The organism is Actinoplanes sp. NPDC026619 (genome assembly GCF_040638295.1).
Taxonomy (GTDB): Bacteria; Actinomycetota; Actinomycetes; order Mycobacteriales; family Micromonosporaceae; genus Actinoplanes.
Map to the genome: position 1 here is coordinate 54,749 of NZ_JBEZYA010000002.1, position 16,944 is coordinate 71,692.

Sequence of the window (16,944 nt, forward strand, 5' to 3'; positions counted from 1 at the left end):
GTCACAGGGAAGCTCCGAGCTTGGCGAGCGCCGGGGCCAGCTCGGCGGTCGACCGGCCGACTGCGTACACGGTGCGATCGGGGCGGATCAGCGCCCAGGAAGCATTTACCTCGTCGAGCCAGGCCCCGAGCGGCGCGCCGGGATCGACGAACACCCGGTTCAGCGGCAGCCGGCCGGCCCGTTCCGGAAGATCGGTCCCGGTGATCGCCAGGAAGGCGAATCCGTGCCCCAGGAGCCGGTCGACCAGGACGCCGCCGGGGCCGATGCGCGCCGGTGGCACCAGGGTGCCGCGGGCCTTGCCGGCCAGCCGCCTGTCCACCAGTGGACCCTCGAGCCGGGGTGAGGTGGCATCGAGGACCTTCGCGGCGACGGCCGGCACGTTGCGGACCACGGCCAGAATCGCGCGCCTGGCCACAGCGGCCACCGCGCCGCCGCCGGTCATCGCCCGCCCGAGAACGACGGCGAGCCTGATCAGGGACTCGGCGTGCGGCCGGCGCTCGGCCTGGTAGCTGTCCAGCAGCGTGGCGGAGGCCTGGCCGTCGACGACGGCGGCGAGTTTCCACGCCAGGTTCACGGCGTCGCGCAGCCCCGCACACATGCCCTGGCCGATGAACGGCGGCGTCAGGTGCGCGGCGTCGCCGGCGATCAGGATGCGGCGGTCCCGCCAGGTGTCGGCGATGCAGGCGCGGAAGGTGTATTCGGTGGCGCGCAGGATCTCCAGCTGGTCGTCGCGGGCGGCGCCGGCCCAGGGGTCGAGGAGCACGCGCAGCCGGGCCAGGCCGGCGAAGTCCTCGGGGCTCTCGTCGTCATGGAGGCGGATCTCGAAGCGGTAGCGGTCGCGCCCGATCCGCATGTACGTCGCCGCGCGTTTCGGATCGCAGACCTGGTGCACGCCGTCCCAGGCGCCGAACTCGACCGGGGAGCGCACGTCGACCACGAGCCACCGCTGCTCGAAGCCGAGCGGGCGCTGGGCGGAGCCGATGATCCGGCGCACCATGCTGTTGGCGCCGTCGCAGCCCACGGCGTACGCCGCAATGATGTGGTCTTCGGAATTTCCGCCGGCCCGGCGGACGACGGCCGTGACCCGATCGGCATCCTGGGTCAGATCGGTGACCTCGTAGCCGCTGAGCAGGGTGACCGCGGGCAGCTCGGCCAGGTTCTTCCGCAGCAGCTCCTCCAGTTCGGGCTGGTCGAAGAGGTTGGCCTCGGGCAGTCCGGTCGCGGTCGCCGAGTCGCGTTCGAACCGGGCGAGCACCCGATGGCGGGCGTCGACCAGCTGGAGCCCGCGGGTGGAGCGGCTGACCTCGGCGAAGGCGTCGCCGACACCGGCGTCGTGCAGGATGCGGAGGACCTCGCCGTCCAGGTGCACCGCTCGCGGCAGCGGGTAGACGTCGGGGTGGCGTTCGACGACGCAGACGCTTCGGCCCCGCTGGGCGAGCAGGGTGGCCAGGGTGAGGCCGGTGGGGCCGGCCCCGACGATGAGGACGTCGACCGCGTTCATCATTTTGCCCGGACGACGTTGGTCTGCCTGCCGAGGTCGAGCCCGCGGCCCGGCAGCGTGATCGATGCCGAGACGACGTCGCCGTCCTGGAGGTAGTTCGGGTTCGTGGCCTGCCGCTTGAAGAAGAGCTCCAGCCGTCTGGCCGGCGAGAGCAGGCCGGCGAGCCGGGTCACCAGTGGCGGCGGCGACTTGAGCGCGGTGCCGCCGGGCGTGCCGGTGAGCAGCAGGTCGCCGGCCTCCATGGTCTGGAAGCGGGCCAGCGCGGTGAGGGCCGCGGCCGGTTTGACGAGCATGTCGGCCAGTGTGCTGTCCTGGCGCGTCGCACCGTTGACCGAGAGCGTCAGGCGAACCTCGTCGAGTGCGGCGAGGTCGTCGGCGTCGACCAGGGTGAGGTAGGGGCCGACCGGGGTGAACGTCGGGTACGACTTCGCCTCGTAGAACTGCGTCTTGGTCAGTTGTACGTCGCGGGCGCTGACATCGTTGGTGACGACCAGCCCGGCGACGTACCGGGCGAGGAGCGCCGGGTCACCGGGCTCGATGACGGTGCCGATCTCGAGCCGCCGGGCGAAGACGAGGCCGAGTTCGACCTCGTAGTCGAGGAACCCGACGTGCCCGGGACGGACGATGTCCTCCCCCGGCGCGCTGACCGAGCCGGACGCCTTGCGGAAGAACGCGGCCGGCACCCGGTCCGGGTCGAACCCGGAGTCCTGTGCGTGCGAGCGGTAGTTGACCATCTGCGCCACGACACGTGCCGGCGTGGTGACCGGCGAGAGCAGCACCTCGGCATCCGCCGACGGGCCGTCCGGGTCCGGGGTCGAGGCGGCCGCTTCGACGGCGGCGCGGTCGGCCAGCAGCTCCCGCGTCGTGCCGGCCGAGGTCGCGACCCGGGTGAGGCGGCCGTTGCTCTCGACCCACCATCCGCCGACCGTACGAGCAACGTTGACGCTCACGAACTCATCGCCTTCATCAGCGCGCGTGCAACGTCGAGATCGAACTCGTTGCCGCTGTCGGCGAGGGCCGTGACCAGGGCTTTGGCCAGGGCGGGGCTGGGCTTGGCGCCGAGGAAGTCCCGGCTCACCGGTGGCCCCCACTGGGACAGGCCGCTGGCGTTCATGGTGGCCCAGCCCGGCTCGGCGGTGCAGTCGAAGACGTCGCCGTCGGCGTAGTGCTCGAACATCATCCGGTCCGGATCGCGCCAGTAGTCGAAGATCTGGCTGCCCTGGATGTGCCGGCCGATGCCCCAGACGCGGTGGTAGCCCCGATCGCGCAGGAACTCCCCGCCCACTGCCACCGCATCCAGATCGGTGACCTGGTAGGCGGAGTGGACGTAGCCGGTGTGCATCCCCAGATGCATGGCCAGGGTGTGGTGGTCCGACGGCACCGAGCCCAGGTCGCACCGCATGAAGGCCATCGTCGGCCCGCGGTCGCGCAGGCCGTCCAGGTAGAGGAAGTCCGACACGATCATGCCGAGGTTCTCCAGGTACCAGTTCAGCGTGGCGCGGAACCGGGTGGTCTCCAGGACGACGTGCCCGAGCTTCTGCACCTGTGCCGGCCCCTCGGGCGTCCGTTGCGTCGCGTTGACCCGCACCGGCTCGACGCCGAAGTTGAACTCGTGCCGGGCCCGTTCCGGCACCGCCGCGAGCGCGGAGACGCCGGCCACGACCTGGACCGGGAACCCGCTGGGATCGCGCAGCCGCACCGCGGCGCCGCCCGGCGTTGCCGTGGTGGTGGCGCCGGTCTTGCGGGCGAGCCGCTCGACGTCGGCGACCGACTCGGCGAGGAAGGCCAGGCCGACGAATCGGGGCCGCGGGCCGCGGCGGATCACCAGGCACGGCGCGGCCGACCAGGTGCCGCGCAGCTTGATCACGTCCGGCGAGCGCTCGGCGACCTGGAAGCCGAAGTCGGTCGCGAACTTCTCCGCCCGGGCCAGGTCGGGTTTGACGAACTCCAGCCAGGCCAGCTCCACCACCTTGATCACCGGGTCCTTGGCACGCCCCGGGTGCTCGTGGTGCAGACCGCCGAGCTCACTGTGGAGCCCTCGATGGGTGTCCACCGTCCGGTCGGTGTCGGAGCGCTCGACCTCGGCGCGAATCGCGGTCATCGGAAGAACCCCTCCAGGGCGGTGACGAACTGCTGCGGCTCGTCCAGGTTGATCACGTGAGTGGCGTCGACCTTCTGGTAGGTGCCGTCGGCCAGGAGCGACATCGCCGTGTCGGCGTCCTCCTCGGACATGGCGCCGTTGAGGATGTCGCCGTCGACCCAGGAGTAGTTCGCCTGCAGGAGAAGTGCGGGACAGGTGATCTTCCGGAGCGCCGTGGCGTGGTCGAAGCCAGCGTTCCACGTGCCGTCATAGAACGCCTTGCCGAATCGGGGATCGCTTTCGTTCAAGCCTCTCAGGAAGAGCCGGACGGTGTCGTCGGTGATCAGCCCGAGGTCGATCGGCTGGCCGGGGTGCAGCAGCCGGTAGGCGATGACGGCCTGAGCGAGGAGAGCGGCCACCCCCGGGCCGACGTTCTCGTCGAAGAAGGCCTTGTTGTCCTGGATCCAGAACAGCAGGAAGTCGCGCACGTTCCCGTCCACCGCGGTGGCGCAGCTCGCGAAGTCGCGGTAGGCAATGGTCTTCTTGATCCGCGGGTATTCCGAGGCGAACAGCGGCGGGTCCTCCAGCAGCACCGAGATCACCTGCTGGGGCTGGTTCGCCGCGAGCCAGGCCGTCAGCAGCCCGCCCGAGGAGTTGCCGGTCACGAACGCCGGTTGCCCGATCCTGGCCTGCATGAAGGCCGCCAGGTCGGCGCCGATCCGGTTCGCCGTCATCGGGTAGCCGGCCGGGGTGATGGTGTTGCCGTGCCCCGGATAGTCGATGTCGAAGACGTGGAACTTCTTCGACAGCTCCGGCAGCACCCGGCTGTAGCCGAACCAGTCCAGCTGCTGGGCGTGCAGGAGAACCAGCGGCGGCCCGTTGTCGGGACCCTCGACATAGCTGAAGTCGACCTGATTGATGCGGGCCGACCTCGTGACGTAACCGGCCGCTCTGACCTTGGCCTGCCACGGGTCGGCGACGATCCCCATCGTCGCGATCAGCTGGCTGCCACCGGCGGTGGGGCGGGGTATCTGTCCCAGATCCGGGCCGGCGACGGCCTTGCCGAATCCGCCGACCGTCCCGACGGTGGCCAGGCCTGCGCCGAGGGCGAGCAGCCGGCGCCGACTCAGTGCAGGTGTTGCCTTCACGTTCGAAACCTCCTCGGGTTGAACCGACCCGAGGTTGACACAGGGCTTGCGGGCGGAGCAACATTTTTTCGAAATTATTTAGAAACATCGAGAAGACAAAGAATTTCGACTATCGGGTACGGTGCACCGGTGACCATCGACGCCAGCACCCGCAGCAACGCGGTGTTCGACCAACTCCGGGCCGACCTGCTCGCCGGCCGGTTCGAGCCCGGCTCCAAGCTCAAGCTCGCCGTCCTCGGCGGGCGTTACACGGCCAGCCTGTCGGTGGTGCGCGAGGCCCTGAGCCGACTCGCCGAGCAGGGGCTGGTCGTCGCCCACCCGCAGCGCGGCTTCAGCGTGGTCGCGCTCAGCGCCGAGGACCTGACCGACCTGACCAACACCCGCATCGACGTCGAGACCCTCGCCGCCCGGCGATCGGTCGAGCGCGGCGACCTCGCGTGGGAGGCCGCGCTGGTGGCCGCCCACCACACCCTGGCCCGCACCCCGCTGGGCGAGGACTGGATCCGGGCCCACCAGGCCTTCCACCAGGCTCTCGTGGCCGGCTGCGGCAGCCCCCGGCTCGAGGCGATCGCCAACGGGCTGCGCGACGCCAGCGAGCTCTACCGGATCTGGTCCCGTTCGCTCGCTCACGACGACGACCGCGACATCGCGGGCGAGCACAGTCGCCTGCTGTCGCTGGCCGTGGCCCGCGACGCCGACGACGTGGCTGCCGCGCTGGCCGCACACATCCAACACACCACCGACGCGCTGCTGCGCTACGCCGCGCTGGCGGAGCTCGACAACGACTGACTTCCGGAGGACAGATGGACCGCAGAAGCGTGCTTCGCAACACCGCGATCGGGCTCCCGGCCGTCGCGCTCTCGCAAACACTCGCGCCCGGCGCCGCAACCGCCGCCGCCGCACCCGCCGCCGCCGCGGCACCCGCCGCTGCGGCCGAGGTCGTGCTGCTCGGCACGGCGGGCGGCCCGCTGCTCGGTCCCGGCCGGACCGGGGTGTCGTCGGCCCTGGTGGTCGACGGCTTCGTCTATCTGGTCGACGTGGGGCACGGCGCCGTCGACCAGTTCGTCCGGGCGGGCCTACCGCTCGCCGGCCTGACCGGGATCTTCGTGACCCACCTGCACTCCGACCACATCACCGATCTGTACAACCTGCTCTGGCTCACCACCGGCGGGATCGGCACGGTCGGACACCCGGTCGACATCTACGGCCCCGGGCGGGCCGGTTACCTGCCCGAACCGTTCCCGGCCGGGCGGACGGTCCCCACGGTCAGCGGCCGGGATCCGACTCCGGGGCTCGCCGATCTGATCCGCCTCCAGATCGAGGCGACCGCCTACGACATCAACATCCGGATGCGGGACGAGGCGTGGCCGGACCCGCGACCGCTGATCCGGCCACATGAGATCAGACTCCCCCGGGTCGGCGCGTCGGCCCGTGGACCCGTCGCCCCGCCGATGCGGCCCTTCCCGGTCATGTCGGACGATCGGGTCCGGGTCACCGCGACGCTGGTCGACCATGCGCCGGTGTTCCCGTCGTTCGCCTATCGCTTCGACACCGCGTACGGCTCGGTCGTCTTCAGTGGCGACACCGCACCGACGAAGAACCTGACCACGCTCGCCCGCGGCGCCGGCATCCTGGTGCACGAGGCGATAGACGCCGATGTCGTACGGGCGTCGGGGCTGGACGAGGCGAAGTTCCGCCACCTGCTGAGCAGCCACACCGACTCCACCGTGGTCGGCTCGATCGCGGCCGAGGCCGGCGTCGGCACCCTGGTCCTCAATCACCTAGCCCCGGGCAATCCGGCCGTGGTCCCGGACGCCACCTGGCTCCGCAAGGCCGCCACCGGTTACGCCGGCACCGTCCTGGTGGGCAACGACCAGCAGCGGGTGCCTCTGGGCGGCGGGCGATGAGCCGCATCGACGTACACGCGCACTTCGTCCCCGACTTCTACCGGGCGGCCGCCTCCGCCGCCGGGCACGACCACCCCGACGGCATGCCGGCGATCCCGGCCTGGAGCGCCGGCACTGCGCTGACCACGATGGACGGGCTGGACATCACGACCGCGCTGCTCTCGATCTCCTCCCCCGGAGTGCACTTCGGCGCCGACGCGGCCGCGCGCGACCTCGCCCGCGCGGTCAACCGCTTCGGGGCCGGCCTGGTGGCCGCCCGTCCGGACCGGTTCGCGGTGCTGGCCTCGCTCCCGCTGCCCGACGTCGCCGGGGCAATCAACGAGATCACCTTCGCCTACGACGAGCTCGGGCTCGACGGCGTGGTCCTGGAGACCAATGCCGGCGGCGTCTACCCGGGTGACCCGGCGTTCGAACCGGTCTGGGACGCGCTCGACGAACGCTCCGCGCTGGTGGTCCTGCACCCGACGTCGCCGCCCGGCTGGGAGCTGGTGGCCCGGGGCCGCCCCCGGCCGATGCTGGAGTTCCCGATCGACACCGCCCGCGCCGTCACCGACCTGCTCCTGACCGGAACACTGCAACGGCATCCCCGGGTCACGATCGTCGTCCCGCACGGCGGTGGCGTCCTGGCCTCGGTCGCCGACCGGATCGCCACGTTCGCCGTCGGCCTGCCGGAGGCCCAGGGCGTCGATGTTATGGCCCAGTTGCGGCGGCTCTACTTCGACCTCGCCGGCATGCCGCTGCCGCATCAGCTGCCCTCGCTGCTCGCCCTGGCCGGCGCCGACCGGCTGCTATACGGCAGCGACTGGCCGTTCACCCCGGAGCCGCTGGTGACGCGCCTGGCCGCCGCCCTCGACGGCACCCCGCTGCTCGACGCCGAAGCCCAGCACGCGATGCGCTCCGGCAACGCCGCCCACCTGCTTCCACGACTCACCCCAGCTGACTGAATTCCGGCATGCCGGCTGTCGAGGCGGCCGAGATGGTGGACGCCCGGCTGGTGAAGAAAGAGTCTTGTAACGGGACGGGTCTTTATCCACCACGACCTCCCGGATCGGGGGAGGCCCACCAGGTGGCCATGGTTGTGGCGGTGAAGCCCAGCGATTCGTACAGGGGCCGGCCCAGCCGGGACGCGGTGAGCGTGACCGGCAGCTGCGCCAGGGCGGCGAGGGAGCCGAGCATGACCGCCCGGCCCACCCCGCGCGACCGGTACGCGGGCGGGGTGGCGACCCAGTAGTGGCTGCCGACATCGCCGGCCACCACGGTGACGCAGGCACCGGCGGGAACCCCGTCGACCAGTGCCAGGAAGACGTCCACCCCCGGCTGGTCGAGCAACGGTGCGGGAAAGAGCTCGCCCGGCCGGTACGGCTCGAACCTGGTCAGGTCGAAGCCGGCGATCACCGTACGTTCGGCGGCGCGCAGGCCGTGCTCGTCGCGTACGCGGATGATCTCGATCGCCGGCGTGGCGACGGCGCCCGGCCGGCGCAGCATCACCGGCATCTGCCAACTGCGCAGGCCGAGGTGGCGCAGATCGGTGGCGCTGAACGGATCCTCCACGTTGACCCGGCCCCGGGCAGCGCGGGTCAGCGCGGCGATCTCGGCGGCCTCCTCCGCGCCGAGGGCCGGCTCCTGGATCAGGATGCGCAGGCCCGCGCGTTCGTCACCGGCGACGGCGAGGAAGCCGGCGCGGCGGATCAGCCGGTGGCCGCGGGTCAGGCCGGTCGCCGCCCAGTAGACGGCCGAGTTGCGGGCCCGACGAAGCGGCGCCTCGCCGGTCCGGGTCAGGACAGTGGCCAGGGGCGGGCGGTGGCGCCGAGCAGGTTCCACGCGTTGATGACGGTGATCGACCAGATGAGCTCGGCCAGCTCCACCTCGGTGAAGTGCCCTGCCGTACGGGCGATCGTGTCGTCGCCGACCGGCGCCTCGCTGAGCCGGGTCATCGCCTCGGTGAGCTCCAGGGCGGCCCGCTCGCGCGGGGTGAAGAACGGCGTCTCGCGCCAGACCGGCAGCGCGTAGAGGCGGCGCGGGTCGTCGCCGCCCTCGACCGCGTCGCGGGTGTGCGTGTCGACGCAGTAGGCACAGCCGTTGATCTGCGAGGCGCGGGCCCGGACGAGATCCAGCAGGCCGGCCTCCAGCCGGGTGTTCCGCGTCGCGGCGTCGAGAGCGTTCAGGGCCTTGCTCATGTGCGGGGCGAGGTCGGTGACGGCGACCCGGACGGGAGTTTCGGTGATCATGTGGGACATAGGACGACCGTAGGGCCGGAATGGAGCCTTGCTAAGGTCCATTATCGTGCCGGAATATTGGGCCAATCTTGGCGTCGACCTTCACCTCGATCTCGGTGCGGCCGGGAGCCGGCGCGCCCGCGTGGAGCTGGCCCTGCGCGACGCCATCCGCTCCGGCCGGCTCGCCCCGGGCACCCGGCTGCCCTCGACCAGGGCGCTGGCCGGCGAGCTGAGCCTCGCCCGCAACACCATCGCCGCCGCCTACGAGCAACTGATCGCCGAGGGCTTCCTCGCCGCGCGCACCGGCTCGGGCACCACCGTGGCCGTCCTGCCGGACCGGCCGGCACCGGCGGCCCGGCCGGTGCGAACGCCCGCGCCCCGCCACGACCTGCGGCCGGGCAGCCCCGACGTGACCACGTTCCCGGTCGAGGCGTGGATCCGGGCCACCCGCCGGGCGCTCACCCGGGCACCCGCCTCGGCGTACGACTACGGGGAGCCGGCCGGTCGAACCGAGCTGCGTGCCGCACTGGCGACCTACCTCGGCCGGACCCGCGGCGTACTGGCCGCCCCGGAGCACATCGTCGTCTGCTCCGGCTACGTCCAGGCCCTGTCGCTGCTGTCCCGCGTCATCGGCGGAACGATCGCGATGGAAGACCCCTGCCTCCCGTTCCACCGGGACGTCGTCCGCCACGCCGGCGCCGGTGTGATGGCCCTGCCGGTGGACGAGGACGGCGCGCGCACCGATCTGCTCACCGGCGCCGTCCGGGCCGCGGTGCTGACCCCGGCACACCAGTACCCGACCGGCGTGACGTTGCAGCCGGGCCGCCGGCATGCCGCCGTCTCCTGGGCGCGGGACGGCGGCGGACTGCTGATCGAGGACGACTACGACGGCGAGTTCCGCTACGACCGGCAGCCGGTCGGCACCCTGCAGGGCATGGCGCCCGGCCAGGTCGCCTATATCGGCACGGCCGCCAAGAGCCTCGGCCCGGCGCTGCGCCTGGCCTGGATGGTGCTGCCCGATCACCTCGTCGAGCCGGTCATCGAGGCCAAACGGCTCACCGACCTGCACACCGAGAGCATCGGCCAGCTCGCGCTGGCCGACATGATCGACAGCCACGCGTACGACCGGCACATCCGCGCCCGCCGCCTGGACTACCGGCGGCGGCGCGATCTGCTCGTCGACCGGATCGGCGGCCGGTACCGGTTGCTCGGCATCGCGGCCGGCCTGCACGCACTGCTCCAGTTGCCGGGCGGCGGGCCGGGCGAGGACGACATCGCCGCCCGCGCCGCCGGCGACGGCCTCGCCCTCACCACGCTCGGCCCGCAGTGGCACGCCCCGGGGACTCCGGGCCTGGAGGGCCTCGTACTGGGGTACGCCACCCCGCGGCCGGCCGGCTATCCCGCCGCGCTCGACGCACTCGCCAGGGCGCTCGCCTGACGCGAGCGCCCGGTCAGCTCAGGCGAGGTCGCGATCCGCTTCGGTGACCAGGTGGGCGGCCAGCGGCCGAATCTTGGCGGCCTCGGCGGCCCGGGCGCCGGCGGCCGCGTCGTCGCCGGCGGCGGTGTGGATGCGGGTCATGGCCTCCAGGGCGAGCAGCTCCACCTCGTGGTCGCCGGCGGCGCGGGCGGCCGCCAGCACCGCGGTCAGCGCCGGCAGGTCGGCGTCGAGGGAGGCGATCTGCTGGGCCGAGAGCAGGTCGCCGCCACCCGCGGTCTCGTAGTAGCCGCGGGCGGTCCGCAGCTCGGCCCGGCATTCGTCGAGGCGGCCGAGTGCGCGCAGCACCCGCGCGCGGCGGGTGTGGGCGAACGCGGCGCCGCGCAGTTCGCCGACCGTGTGGGCGGTGACGGCCGCCCGGTCCAGGGTCTCCAGGGCCGTCTCCAGCAGACCGCCCTGCTGCTGTGCGCGGCCCGGATTGGCCAGGTGCAGCGACTCCGCGGCGGCGAAGCCGAGCCGGTGCGCGCCGTCGGCGGCCCGGGTCAGGTGGGCGACCGCGGGCTACCTCTCGATCGGCGTCGCCGACCCCGAGTCGGGGGTGCCGGCGACCGTGCTCCAGCTGCTGGTTCTCTGACGCTGGACGGGCGGCACCGGCTCACCCCTCGTCCGGGATGAGGTCACGCAGCTGGTGCCGGCCGGCCACGCCGAGTTTCGGGTAGGAGCGATAGAGGTGGGAGGCGACCGTCCGCGGCGAGAGGAACAGGTGGTCGGCGATCTCGGCGTTGGTCAGTCCGCGGCCGGCCAGGATGACGATCTCGCGTTGCTGGGCGGTCAGGGCGGCGAGGGCGTCGGGGGCCGCGGCCGATCCCTGGACGCCGCAGGCCCGTAACTCCGCCTCGGCGCGCCGGGCCCACGGGGCCGACCGCAGCCGGTGGAACGTCTCCAGCGCCTCCACCAGCACCGGTTTCGCGTCGTTGATGCGGCGCCGGCGGCGCAGCCATTCGCCGTGGTCGAGCAGGGTCTGGGCCCGCTCGAACGGCCACTGACCGGGCTCCGCGAGGGCCTGCTCGAAGTGGCCGCCGGCGGCCTCCGGGTCGGCGAGCAGGCCGCGGGTCCGGCACACCAGGTGGCGCAGTCGCGGGCCGCAGTCGCCGGTCAGCCCGGCGAGGACCCGCTCGACCAGGTGGCGGCCCGGTTCCGGCGACTCGAGGCGGGCGACGGCCGCGGCCAGGTCGGCGATGCCCAGGTAGGACACCCGATGGTGAAGCGGCTCGCCGTCGTCCCCGAACAGGCGCCGCAACTGGGCGTAGGCGGCGGGGAAGTCGCCCCGGGCGAAGGCGGACAGGCCGGCCACGTGGCGGGCCTGGGCGGCCGCGGCGCGGTACTCCGTCGTGTCCGCTGCCGCCAGCATTCCGGCCAGCAGCGAAGCCGCCACCTCGTCGTTGCCGCGTAACGCGTGCACCGCCGCGGCGCAGAGGTCGGCCGAGGCGGCCACCGGCTCCATCCGGTACGCGGCGGCCAGGTCCCGTGCCTCCCGGCTCACCGCCAGGGCCTCGTCCCACCGGCCGCTGTCGAAACAGGACCATTGCAGCGCGTTCATCGCCCCGCCGCTGCCACCGCGCAGACCGGGCGCGCGCAGCCGGGCCAGGGCGTCGCGGAGCAGCCGTACGGCCAGGTCGGTCTCGTCCAGCAGCCAGGCCGCCGAGCCCAGGATGGTCGTGCCGGCCGCGATCCGGTGCAGATCGCCGACTGTTGCCGCCCGGCCGGCCGGGGTCTCGGCGCAGGCCCGCACCCAGACCTGCTGCTCCTCGTCGACCGGCTCCGGCATCCGGGCCAGGGTGTCCAGCACCGCGTCGCGATCACGGCGTGTGCCGGTGCGGTGGGCGATCGTGGCGGCGAAGCCGAGGGCGGCCCAGGACGGCGCCTCGGCGGCGACGCCGAGCAGGGTGGTCAGCGCGGCGGCGTGGTCGCCCGACCAGACCAGCGACCATCCGAGGCGCTGCCGGGCGGCGAGCAGCAGGCGCGGATCAGTGGTCAGCGCGAGGACCCGGGTGGCCAGTTCGCGCACCCAGTCGGCCTGCCCGGCGGTCTGCGCGAGCCCGGCCGCGGCCAGCAGCCGGCGGGCCTGATCCGCCTCGGCCGGGCTCAGCGCGGCCGCGCGTTCCAGGACCCGGGCGGCCGCGGCGGCGCCGCCTCGGCGCTGGGCCTGGGTCGCGGTCTGCTCCAACTGCGCGGCCACCTGCTCGTCGGGTTCCAGGGCCGCGGCTGCGAGATGCCAGGAGTGCCGGTCCGGCTGGTCGTGCAGGGCCGCGGCGATCCGCCGGTGCGCGGCGGCGCGCTCGGCGTACGGAACGGCGTGGTAGATCGCGGACCGCACCAGCGGGTGGGTGAACCGCGGACCGGTCTGGTCCACCCGGACCAGACCGGCGTGCTCGGCGGGCGCCAGGGCGGCCGCCTCCAGGCCGGGCACGCGGGCGCTGTCGGCCACCGCCACCAGCAACAACGCAGCCCGCGTCGGCGCCGGCAGGGCGCCGAACTGGGCGGTCATCACCGCGGTGAGCCGGTCGGTCAGCGGCAGCGGCTCGGTGTCGGCGTAGCGGCCGGTCGCCTTGGACAATTCGATCAGGCCCAGCGGATTGCCGGCGGCCTGGCTGAGGACCCGCTCCCGGGCCGGGCCGTGCGGCGGCCGCGGCAAGGTGTCGAGGAGCTGGGCGGCCTCGGGCACGCCGAGCGGGCGCAGGCGCAGCTCCGGGAACCCGTCGAAGCCGGCCGGGGCGGTGACGCCACGCGCGGCGAGCAGCAGCGCGACCGGTTCGGCGTCCAGGCGCCGGGCGGCGAACGCCAGCGCGCCCAGCGACGGCGCGTCCAGCCACTGCGCATCGTCCACCGTGACCAGCACCGGGCCGGCCTCGGCCACCGCGGACAGCAGGGTGAGCACGGCGAGCCCGGTCAGCAGCGCGTCCGGCGGCTCCGGGTCGGTGGCCAGGCCGACCGCGCCGAGCAGCGCTCGCGCCTGCCGGTCGGGCAGGCGCGGCACCCGGTCGAGGACCGGCCGCACGAGCTGATCCAGGCCGGCGAAGTCGAGGTCACGCTCCGACTCGCGGCCGGTCACCCGCAGCACCCGGGCCCGGGCGGTGCGGACGACCTCGTCCAGCAGGGTGGTCTTGCCGAGACCCGGATCACCGAGCAGGAGGCGGACCCCGCTGACCAGCGCACGGAGCTGCGCCAACTCAGTGTCGCGCCCGATCATGTGCAGCTCCCCCGCGGCAGTGCAGTCAACATGCGGATACCTCTGCCGTCCGCGGCACGGCCAGCATGACTCTGCAACACCGCGATCCCCGGACGGAAGGAAGTACGCAGATGAGTGCTCTAGCCAACATCGTGCTCGTGCACGGAGCGTGGGCGGACGGATCCTCGTGGAGCGGGGTCATCGAACGCCTGCAGGCGGACGGCTACCGGGTGACCGCACCGCAGTTCCCGCTCACCTCGCTCGCCGACGACGTGACCCGGCTGCGCCACGTGCTGGAACAGCAGGACGGCCCGACGATCGTCGCCGGGCACTCGTACGGCGGGCAGATCCTCACCGCGCTGGGCGCCGACGCGCCGAACGTCACCGGCCTGGTGTACATCGCCGCGTTCGGGATCGACGAGGGCGAGTCGCTCGGCGCTCTGCTGTCGCAGGGCCCGACGCCGCCCGCCCTGGCCAACCAGGTCACCGACAAGCAGGGCTTCGTCTGGCTGCCCGAGGACGGCTTCGTGACGCACTTCGCCTCGGGCGTCGACCCGGCGAAGGCTCGCGTGCTGCACGCGGTGCAGCAGCCGATCGCCGGCTCCGCGTTCGGTGACGTGATGGGCGTACCGGCCTGGAAATCTCTGCCTTCCTGGTTCTTGGTCGCCCAGAGTGACCAGGCGATCCCGGCGGACGCCGAGCGGCTGTTCGCGAGCCGCATGGGCGCCACCACCGTCGAGGTGCCGGCCGGCCACCTGGCGATGGTCTCGCACCCGGCCGAGGTCGCCGACCTGATCAGGACGGCCGCCGGAGCCGTCTAGGCTTGGATCATGACTTCGAGGCCTGTCCGGATCGGTGTGCAGATCCAGCCGCAGCACGCCGACTACAAGACCATCCGCCGTGCCGCCGCCGAGGCGGAGGAGATCGGCGCGGACATCCTGTTCAACTGGGACCACTTCTATCCGCTGTACGGCGAGCCCGAGGGCCTGCATTTCGAGTGCTGGACGATGCTCGCCGCCTGGGCCGAGCAGACCTCCCAGGTCGAGATCGGCGCCCTGGTCACCTGCAACAGCTACCGCAATCCGGAACTGCTCGCCGACATGGCCCGCACCGTCGACCACATCGGCGACGGCCGGCTCATCCTCGGCATCGGCTCGGGGTGGTTCGAGAAGGACTATCAGGAGTACGGGTACGAGTTCGGCACCGCGGGCGGGCGCCTCGACAAGCTGGCCGAGGACCTGCCCCGGATCGAGTCGCGGCTGGCCAAGCTCAACCCGGCGCCGACCCGCAAGATCCCGGTGCTGATCGGCGGCGGCGGCGAGAAGAAGACGCTGCGGCTGGTCGCCAAGCACGCCGACATCTGGCACAGCTTCGGCGACGCGGAGACGGTCGAACGCAAGACCGGCATCCTGCGCGAGCATTGCGCGCGGGAGGGCCGCGACCCGGCCGAGATCGAGATCTCGGCGGGCGTCGGCGGCAAGCCGGCCGACAAGGGACAAGCCCTGCTGGACCTGGGGGTCACGATGTTCACCGTCGGCACCGGCGGCCCGGACTACGACTTCAGCGAACTTCGTGATTGGGTCGCGTGGCGCGACCAGGTCAACGCCTGACATCAGTGATGCCCCCGGCCCCCGCGGCCGGGGGCATCGATGATTCGACCACTATGATCGTGTCGTGGACGAACTCGACACCACCGTCGCGCACCCCGCCCGCCGTTACAACTACTGGCTGGGCGGCAAGGATCACTTCGCCGCCGACCGCGAGTCCGGCGATCAGCTCGAGGCCCTCTTCCCCAAGGTGCGGCTGGGCGCAATCGCCAACCGGGCCCTGCTGCGGCGCGCGGTGGGCTTCCTGGCCGGCGAGGCCGGTATCCGGCAGTTCCTCGACATCGGCACCGGCCTGCCGACCGCCGACAACACCCACGAGGTCGCGCAGCGCATCGCCCCGGACAGCCGGATCGTCTACGTCGACAACGACCCGATGGTCATGGTGCACGCGCGCGCGTTGCTGACCAGCAGCCCGCAGGGCCGCACGGCGTACATCGAGGCCGACCTGAACGAGCCCGGCAAGATCCTGGCCGACCCGGTGGTGCGCGACACCCTCGATTTCACCCAGCCGATCGGGCTGATGCTGATCGCGGTGCTGCACTTCGTGCGCGGTCACGGCGCGGCGAAACCGATCGTGCGAGAGCTGATGGACGCGCTGCCCCGGGGCAGCTACCTGGTCGCCACCCACGCCACCAGCGACTTCGGCACGCCCGAGCAGCAGCGGCTCTACCAGCAGTTGATCGACGAGGGCAAGTCCGACGTGTGGACCCGGCCCAAGGACGAGTTCGCCGAGCTCTTCGAGGGCCTCGAGCTGGTCGAGCCGGGCATCGCGCCGCCGAGCGAGTGGCGCCCCGAGCCGGGCGCCGACATCCCGGCCCGCTCCGACATCAACGTCTGGACGGCTACCGCCCGCAAGCCCTGAGCACCGTCTCGATCGCCGCGGCCTGGGCGACGGCGTCGGCTCGGCCGAAGGCGGGTTCGGCGCCGCCCTCGATGGCCCGCGAGGCGACCTCGAACTCGAGGCGGTAGGGGTCGAGGGCCTCGACGGTGAGCCGCTCGGCCTTGCCGTCGCGTTCCAGCGTCACGTGGGCCTGCCGGCAGATCCATGGGTCCGGGATGGTGATCTTCCCGGCGGTGCCGACCAGTTCGAGCTCGTCGCGGCGCGGGAAGTCCAGGGCCACGTCGAACTGGGCGATGACGTCGTCCGGCAGCGCGAGCGTGGCGGCCAGCCGCAGGTCGACCCCGCCGTCGCCGTCCGGCACTCCGAAGCCGGTCACCCGCAGCGGCTCGCCGCCGAACAGGCGGATCCCACTGATGCAGTAACAGCCGAGGTCGAACATCGCTCCGCCGCCGAGGCGGCCGGAGCGGCGGATGTCTCCCGGCGGAACATCGACGGTCAGGGCCGCGCGGATGTACGCGAGTTTCCCGATCGCGCCTTCCGCCAGCAGGCGCTGGGCCAGCCGGGTCTGCGGATGATGCCGCCACATGAGACCTTCGATGCACAGCCGCCCGGCCTCGTCGGCCGCGTCGAAACAGGCAGCCGCGTCGGCGGCGGTCATCGCGAACGGCTTCTCGCAGAGCACATGCTTGCCGGCCCGCAGCGCCTTGATGGTCCATTCCGTGTGCATGGCGAGAGGCAGCGGGATGTAGACCGCATCGACATCGTCGTCGGCGAGCACCTCGGCGTAGGAACCGTAGCTGCGCCCGATGCCCAGCGACTCGGCGTAGGCCGCGGCCCGCCCGGCATCACGCCCGCCGACCGCGACGAACGTGGCCTCGGCGGAGTCCCGGACGGCATCGGCCACGACGCGGCCGTGCCCAGCAGTCGAAAGCATTCCCCATCGGACGGTCATGCCCTGATGATGCGGTGAAGCCTTCGCC

The 16,944-nt window shown here is 72.7% G+C and carries 16 protein-coding genes; 7 read left to right on the plus strand and 9 right to left on the minus strand.

What is annotated here, in order from left to right:
* Nucleotide 1: 1 nt before the first annotated feature.
* From AB0E90_RS05495 to AB0E90_RS05510, 4 genes are read right to left on the minus strand one after another with little or no spacing between them, the layout of a single operon-like run.
* Nucleotides 2-1,504 carry a bifunctional 3-(3-hydroxy-phenyl)propionate/3-hydroxycinnamic acid hydroxylase gene (locus AB0E90_RS05495; protein ID WP_360399662.1) on the minus strand — a complete coding sequence of 501 codons (1,503 nt, stop codon included), beginning with the start codon at nucleotides 1,502-1,504 and terminating at the stop codon, nucleotides 2-4.
* A complete protein-coding gene (locus AB0E90_RS05500) occupies nucleotides 1,501-2,451 on the minus strand; it encodes a fumarylacetoacetate hydrolase family protein (protein WP_360399665.1) in 951 nt (316 codons plus the stop codon). Before AB0E90_RS05500 ends, AB0E90_RS05495 begins: the two co-directional genes overlap by 4 nt.
* Entirely contained in the window at nucleotides 2,448-3,602 is a 1,155-nt protein-coding gene (locus AB0E90_RS05505) for a VOC family protein (protein WP_360399668.1), read from the minus strand. The genes AB0E90_RS05500 and AB0E90_RS05505 overlap by 4 nt, the downstream gene beginning before the upstream one ends.
* The gene (locus AB0E90_RS05510; RefSeq protein ID WP_360399671.1) at nucleotides 3,599-4,729 is read right to left on the minus strand and encodes an alpha/beta hydrolase; all 1,131 of its coding nucleotides are present in this window, start codon (nucleotides 4,727-4,729) and stop codon (nucleotides 3,599-3,601) included. The genes AB0E90_RS05505 and AB0E90_RS05510 overlap by 4 nt, the downstream gene beginning before the upstream one ends.
* 129 nt (nucleotides 4,730-4,858) lie before the next feature.
* Here AB0E90_RS05510 and AB0E90_RS05515 point away from each other — a divergent pair, with 129 nt between their 5' ends.
* The 3 genes from AB0E90_RS05515 to AB0E90_RS05525 are packed head-to-tail and all read left to right on the plus strand — an operon-like array spanning nucleotide 4,859 to nucleotide 7,580.
* Nucleotides 4,859-5,518 carry a GntR family transcriptional regulator gene (locus AB0E90_RS05515; protein ID WP_360399674.1) on the plus strand — a complete coding sequence of 220 codons (660 nt, stop codon included), beginning with the start codon at nucleotides 4,859-4,861 and terminating at the stop codon, nucleotides 5,516-5,518.
* 14 nt (nucleotides 5,519-5,532) lie between these two features.
* The gene (locus AB0E90_RS05520) at nucleotides 5,533-6,636 is read left to right on the plus strand and encodes an MBL fold metallo-hydrolase (RefSeq protein ID WP_360399677.1); all 1,104 of its coding nucleotides are present in this window, start codon (nucleotides 5,533-5,535) and stop codon (nucleotides 6,634-6,636) included.
* The gene (locus AB0E90_RS05525) at nucleotides 6,633-7,580 is read left to right on the plus strand and encodes an amidohydrolase family protein (protein ID WP_360399680.1); all 948 of its coding nucleotides are present in this window, start codon (nucleotides 6,633-6,635) and stop codon (nucleotides 7,578-7,580) included. Before AB0E90_RS05520 ends, AB0E90_RS05525 begins: the two co-directional genes overlap by 4 nt.
* Before the next feature lie 82 nt (nucleotides 7,581-7,662).
* On the opposite strand, the gene AB0E90_RS05530 is transcribed toward AB0E90_RS05525, so the two are convergent.
* Both AB0E90_RS05530 and AB0E90_RS05535 read right to left on the minus strand, forming a co-directional pair.
* Complete coding sequence (locus tag AB0E90_RS05530) at nucleotides 7,663-8,457, minus strand: GNAT family N-acetyltransferase (RefSeq protein WP_360399683.1); 795 nt, start codon at nucleotides 8,455-8,457, stop codon at nucleotides 7,663-7,665.
* Nucleotides 8,412-8,873 (minus strand): carboxymuconolactone decarboxylase family protein, encoded by a 462-nt coding sequence (locus AB0E90_RS05535; protein ID WP_360399686.1) that lies wholly within the window; start codon nucleotides 8,871-8,873, stop codon nucleotides 8,412-8,414. Before AB0E90_RS05535 ends, AB0E90_RS05530 begins: the two co-directional genes overlap by 46 nt.
* 46 nt (nucleotides 8,874-8,919) lie before the next feature.
* Here AB0E90_RS05535 and AB0E90_RS05540 point away from each other — a divergent pair, with 46 nt between their 5' ends.
* On the plus strand, nucleotides 8,920-10,290 hold the full coding sequence (locus AB0E90_RS05540; RefSeq protein WP_360399689.1) for a PLP-dependent aminotransferase family protein: 1,371 nt from the start codon (nucleotides 8,920-8,922) through the stop codon (nucleotides 10,288-10,290).
* Between the two features lie 18 nt (nucleotides 10,291-10,308).
* Here AB0E90_RS05540 and AB0E90_RS05545 read toward each other — a convergent pair whose 3' ends face one another.
* Together AB0E90_RS05545 and AB0E90_RS05550 are read right to left on the minus strand one after the other, a co-directional pair.
* Entirely contained in the window at nucleotides 10,309-10,635 is a 327-nt protein-coding gene (locus AB0E90_RS05545) for a hypothetical protein (protein ID WP_360399692.1), read from the minus strand.
* A gap of 307 nt (nucleotides 10,636-10,942) precedes the next feature.
* Complete coding sequence (locus tag AB0E90_RS05550; protein ID WP_360399695.1) at nucleotides 10,943-13,537, minus strand: AAA family ATPase; 2,595 nt, start codon at nucleotides 13,535-13,537, stop codon at nucleotides 10,943-10,945.
* A 110-nt stretch (nucleotides 13,538-13,647) separates the two neighbouring features.
* On the opposite strand from AB0E90_RS05550, the gene AB0E90_RS05555 reads away from it, so the two are divergent.
* From AB0E90_RS05555 to AB0E90_RS05565, 3 genes are all read left to right on the plus strand, one after another.
* Complete coding sequence (locus AB0E90_RS05555) at nucleotides 13,648-14,337, plus strand: alpha/beta hydrolase (RefSeq protein WP_360399698.1); 690 nt, start codon at nucleotides 13,648-13,650, stop codon at nucleotides 14,335-14,337.
* A gap of 9 nt (nucleotides 14,338-14,346) precedes the next feature.
* A complete protein-coding gene (locus AB0E90_RS05560) occupies nucleotides 14,347-15,126 on the plus strand; it encodes an LLM class F420-dependent oxidoreductase (RefSeq protein ID WP_360399701.1) in 780 nt (259 codons plus the stop codon).
* A gap of 64 nt (nucleotides 15,127-15,190) precedes the next feature.
* On the plus strand, nucleotides 15,191-15,985 hold the full coding sequence (locus AB0E90_RS05565; RefSeq protein WP_360399704.1) for an SAM-dependent methyltransferase: 795 nt from the start codon (nucleotides 15,191-15,193) through the stop codon (nucleotides 15,983-15,985).
* Here the strand turns inward: AB0E90_RS05565 and AB0E90_RS05570 are convergent.
* On the minus strand, nucleotides 15,966-16,916 hold the full coding sequence (locus tag AB0E90_RS05570) for a Gfo/Idh/MocA family oxidoreductase (RefSeq protein WP_360399707.1): 951 nt from the start codon (nucleotides 16,914-16,916) through the stop codon (nucleotides 15,966-15,968). The genes AB0E90_RS05565 and AB0E90_RS05570 overlap by 20 nt on opposite strands.
* Nucleotides 16,917-16,944: the final 28 nt, after the last annotated feature.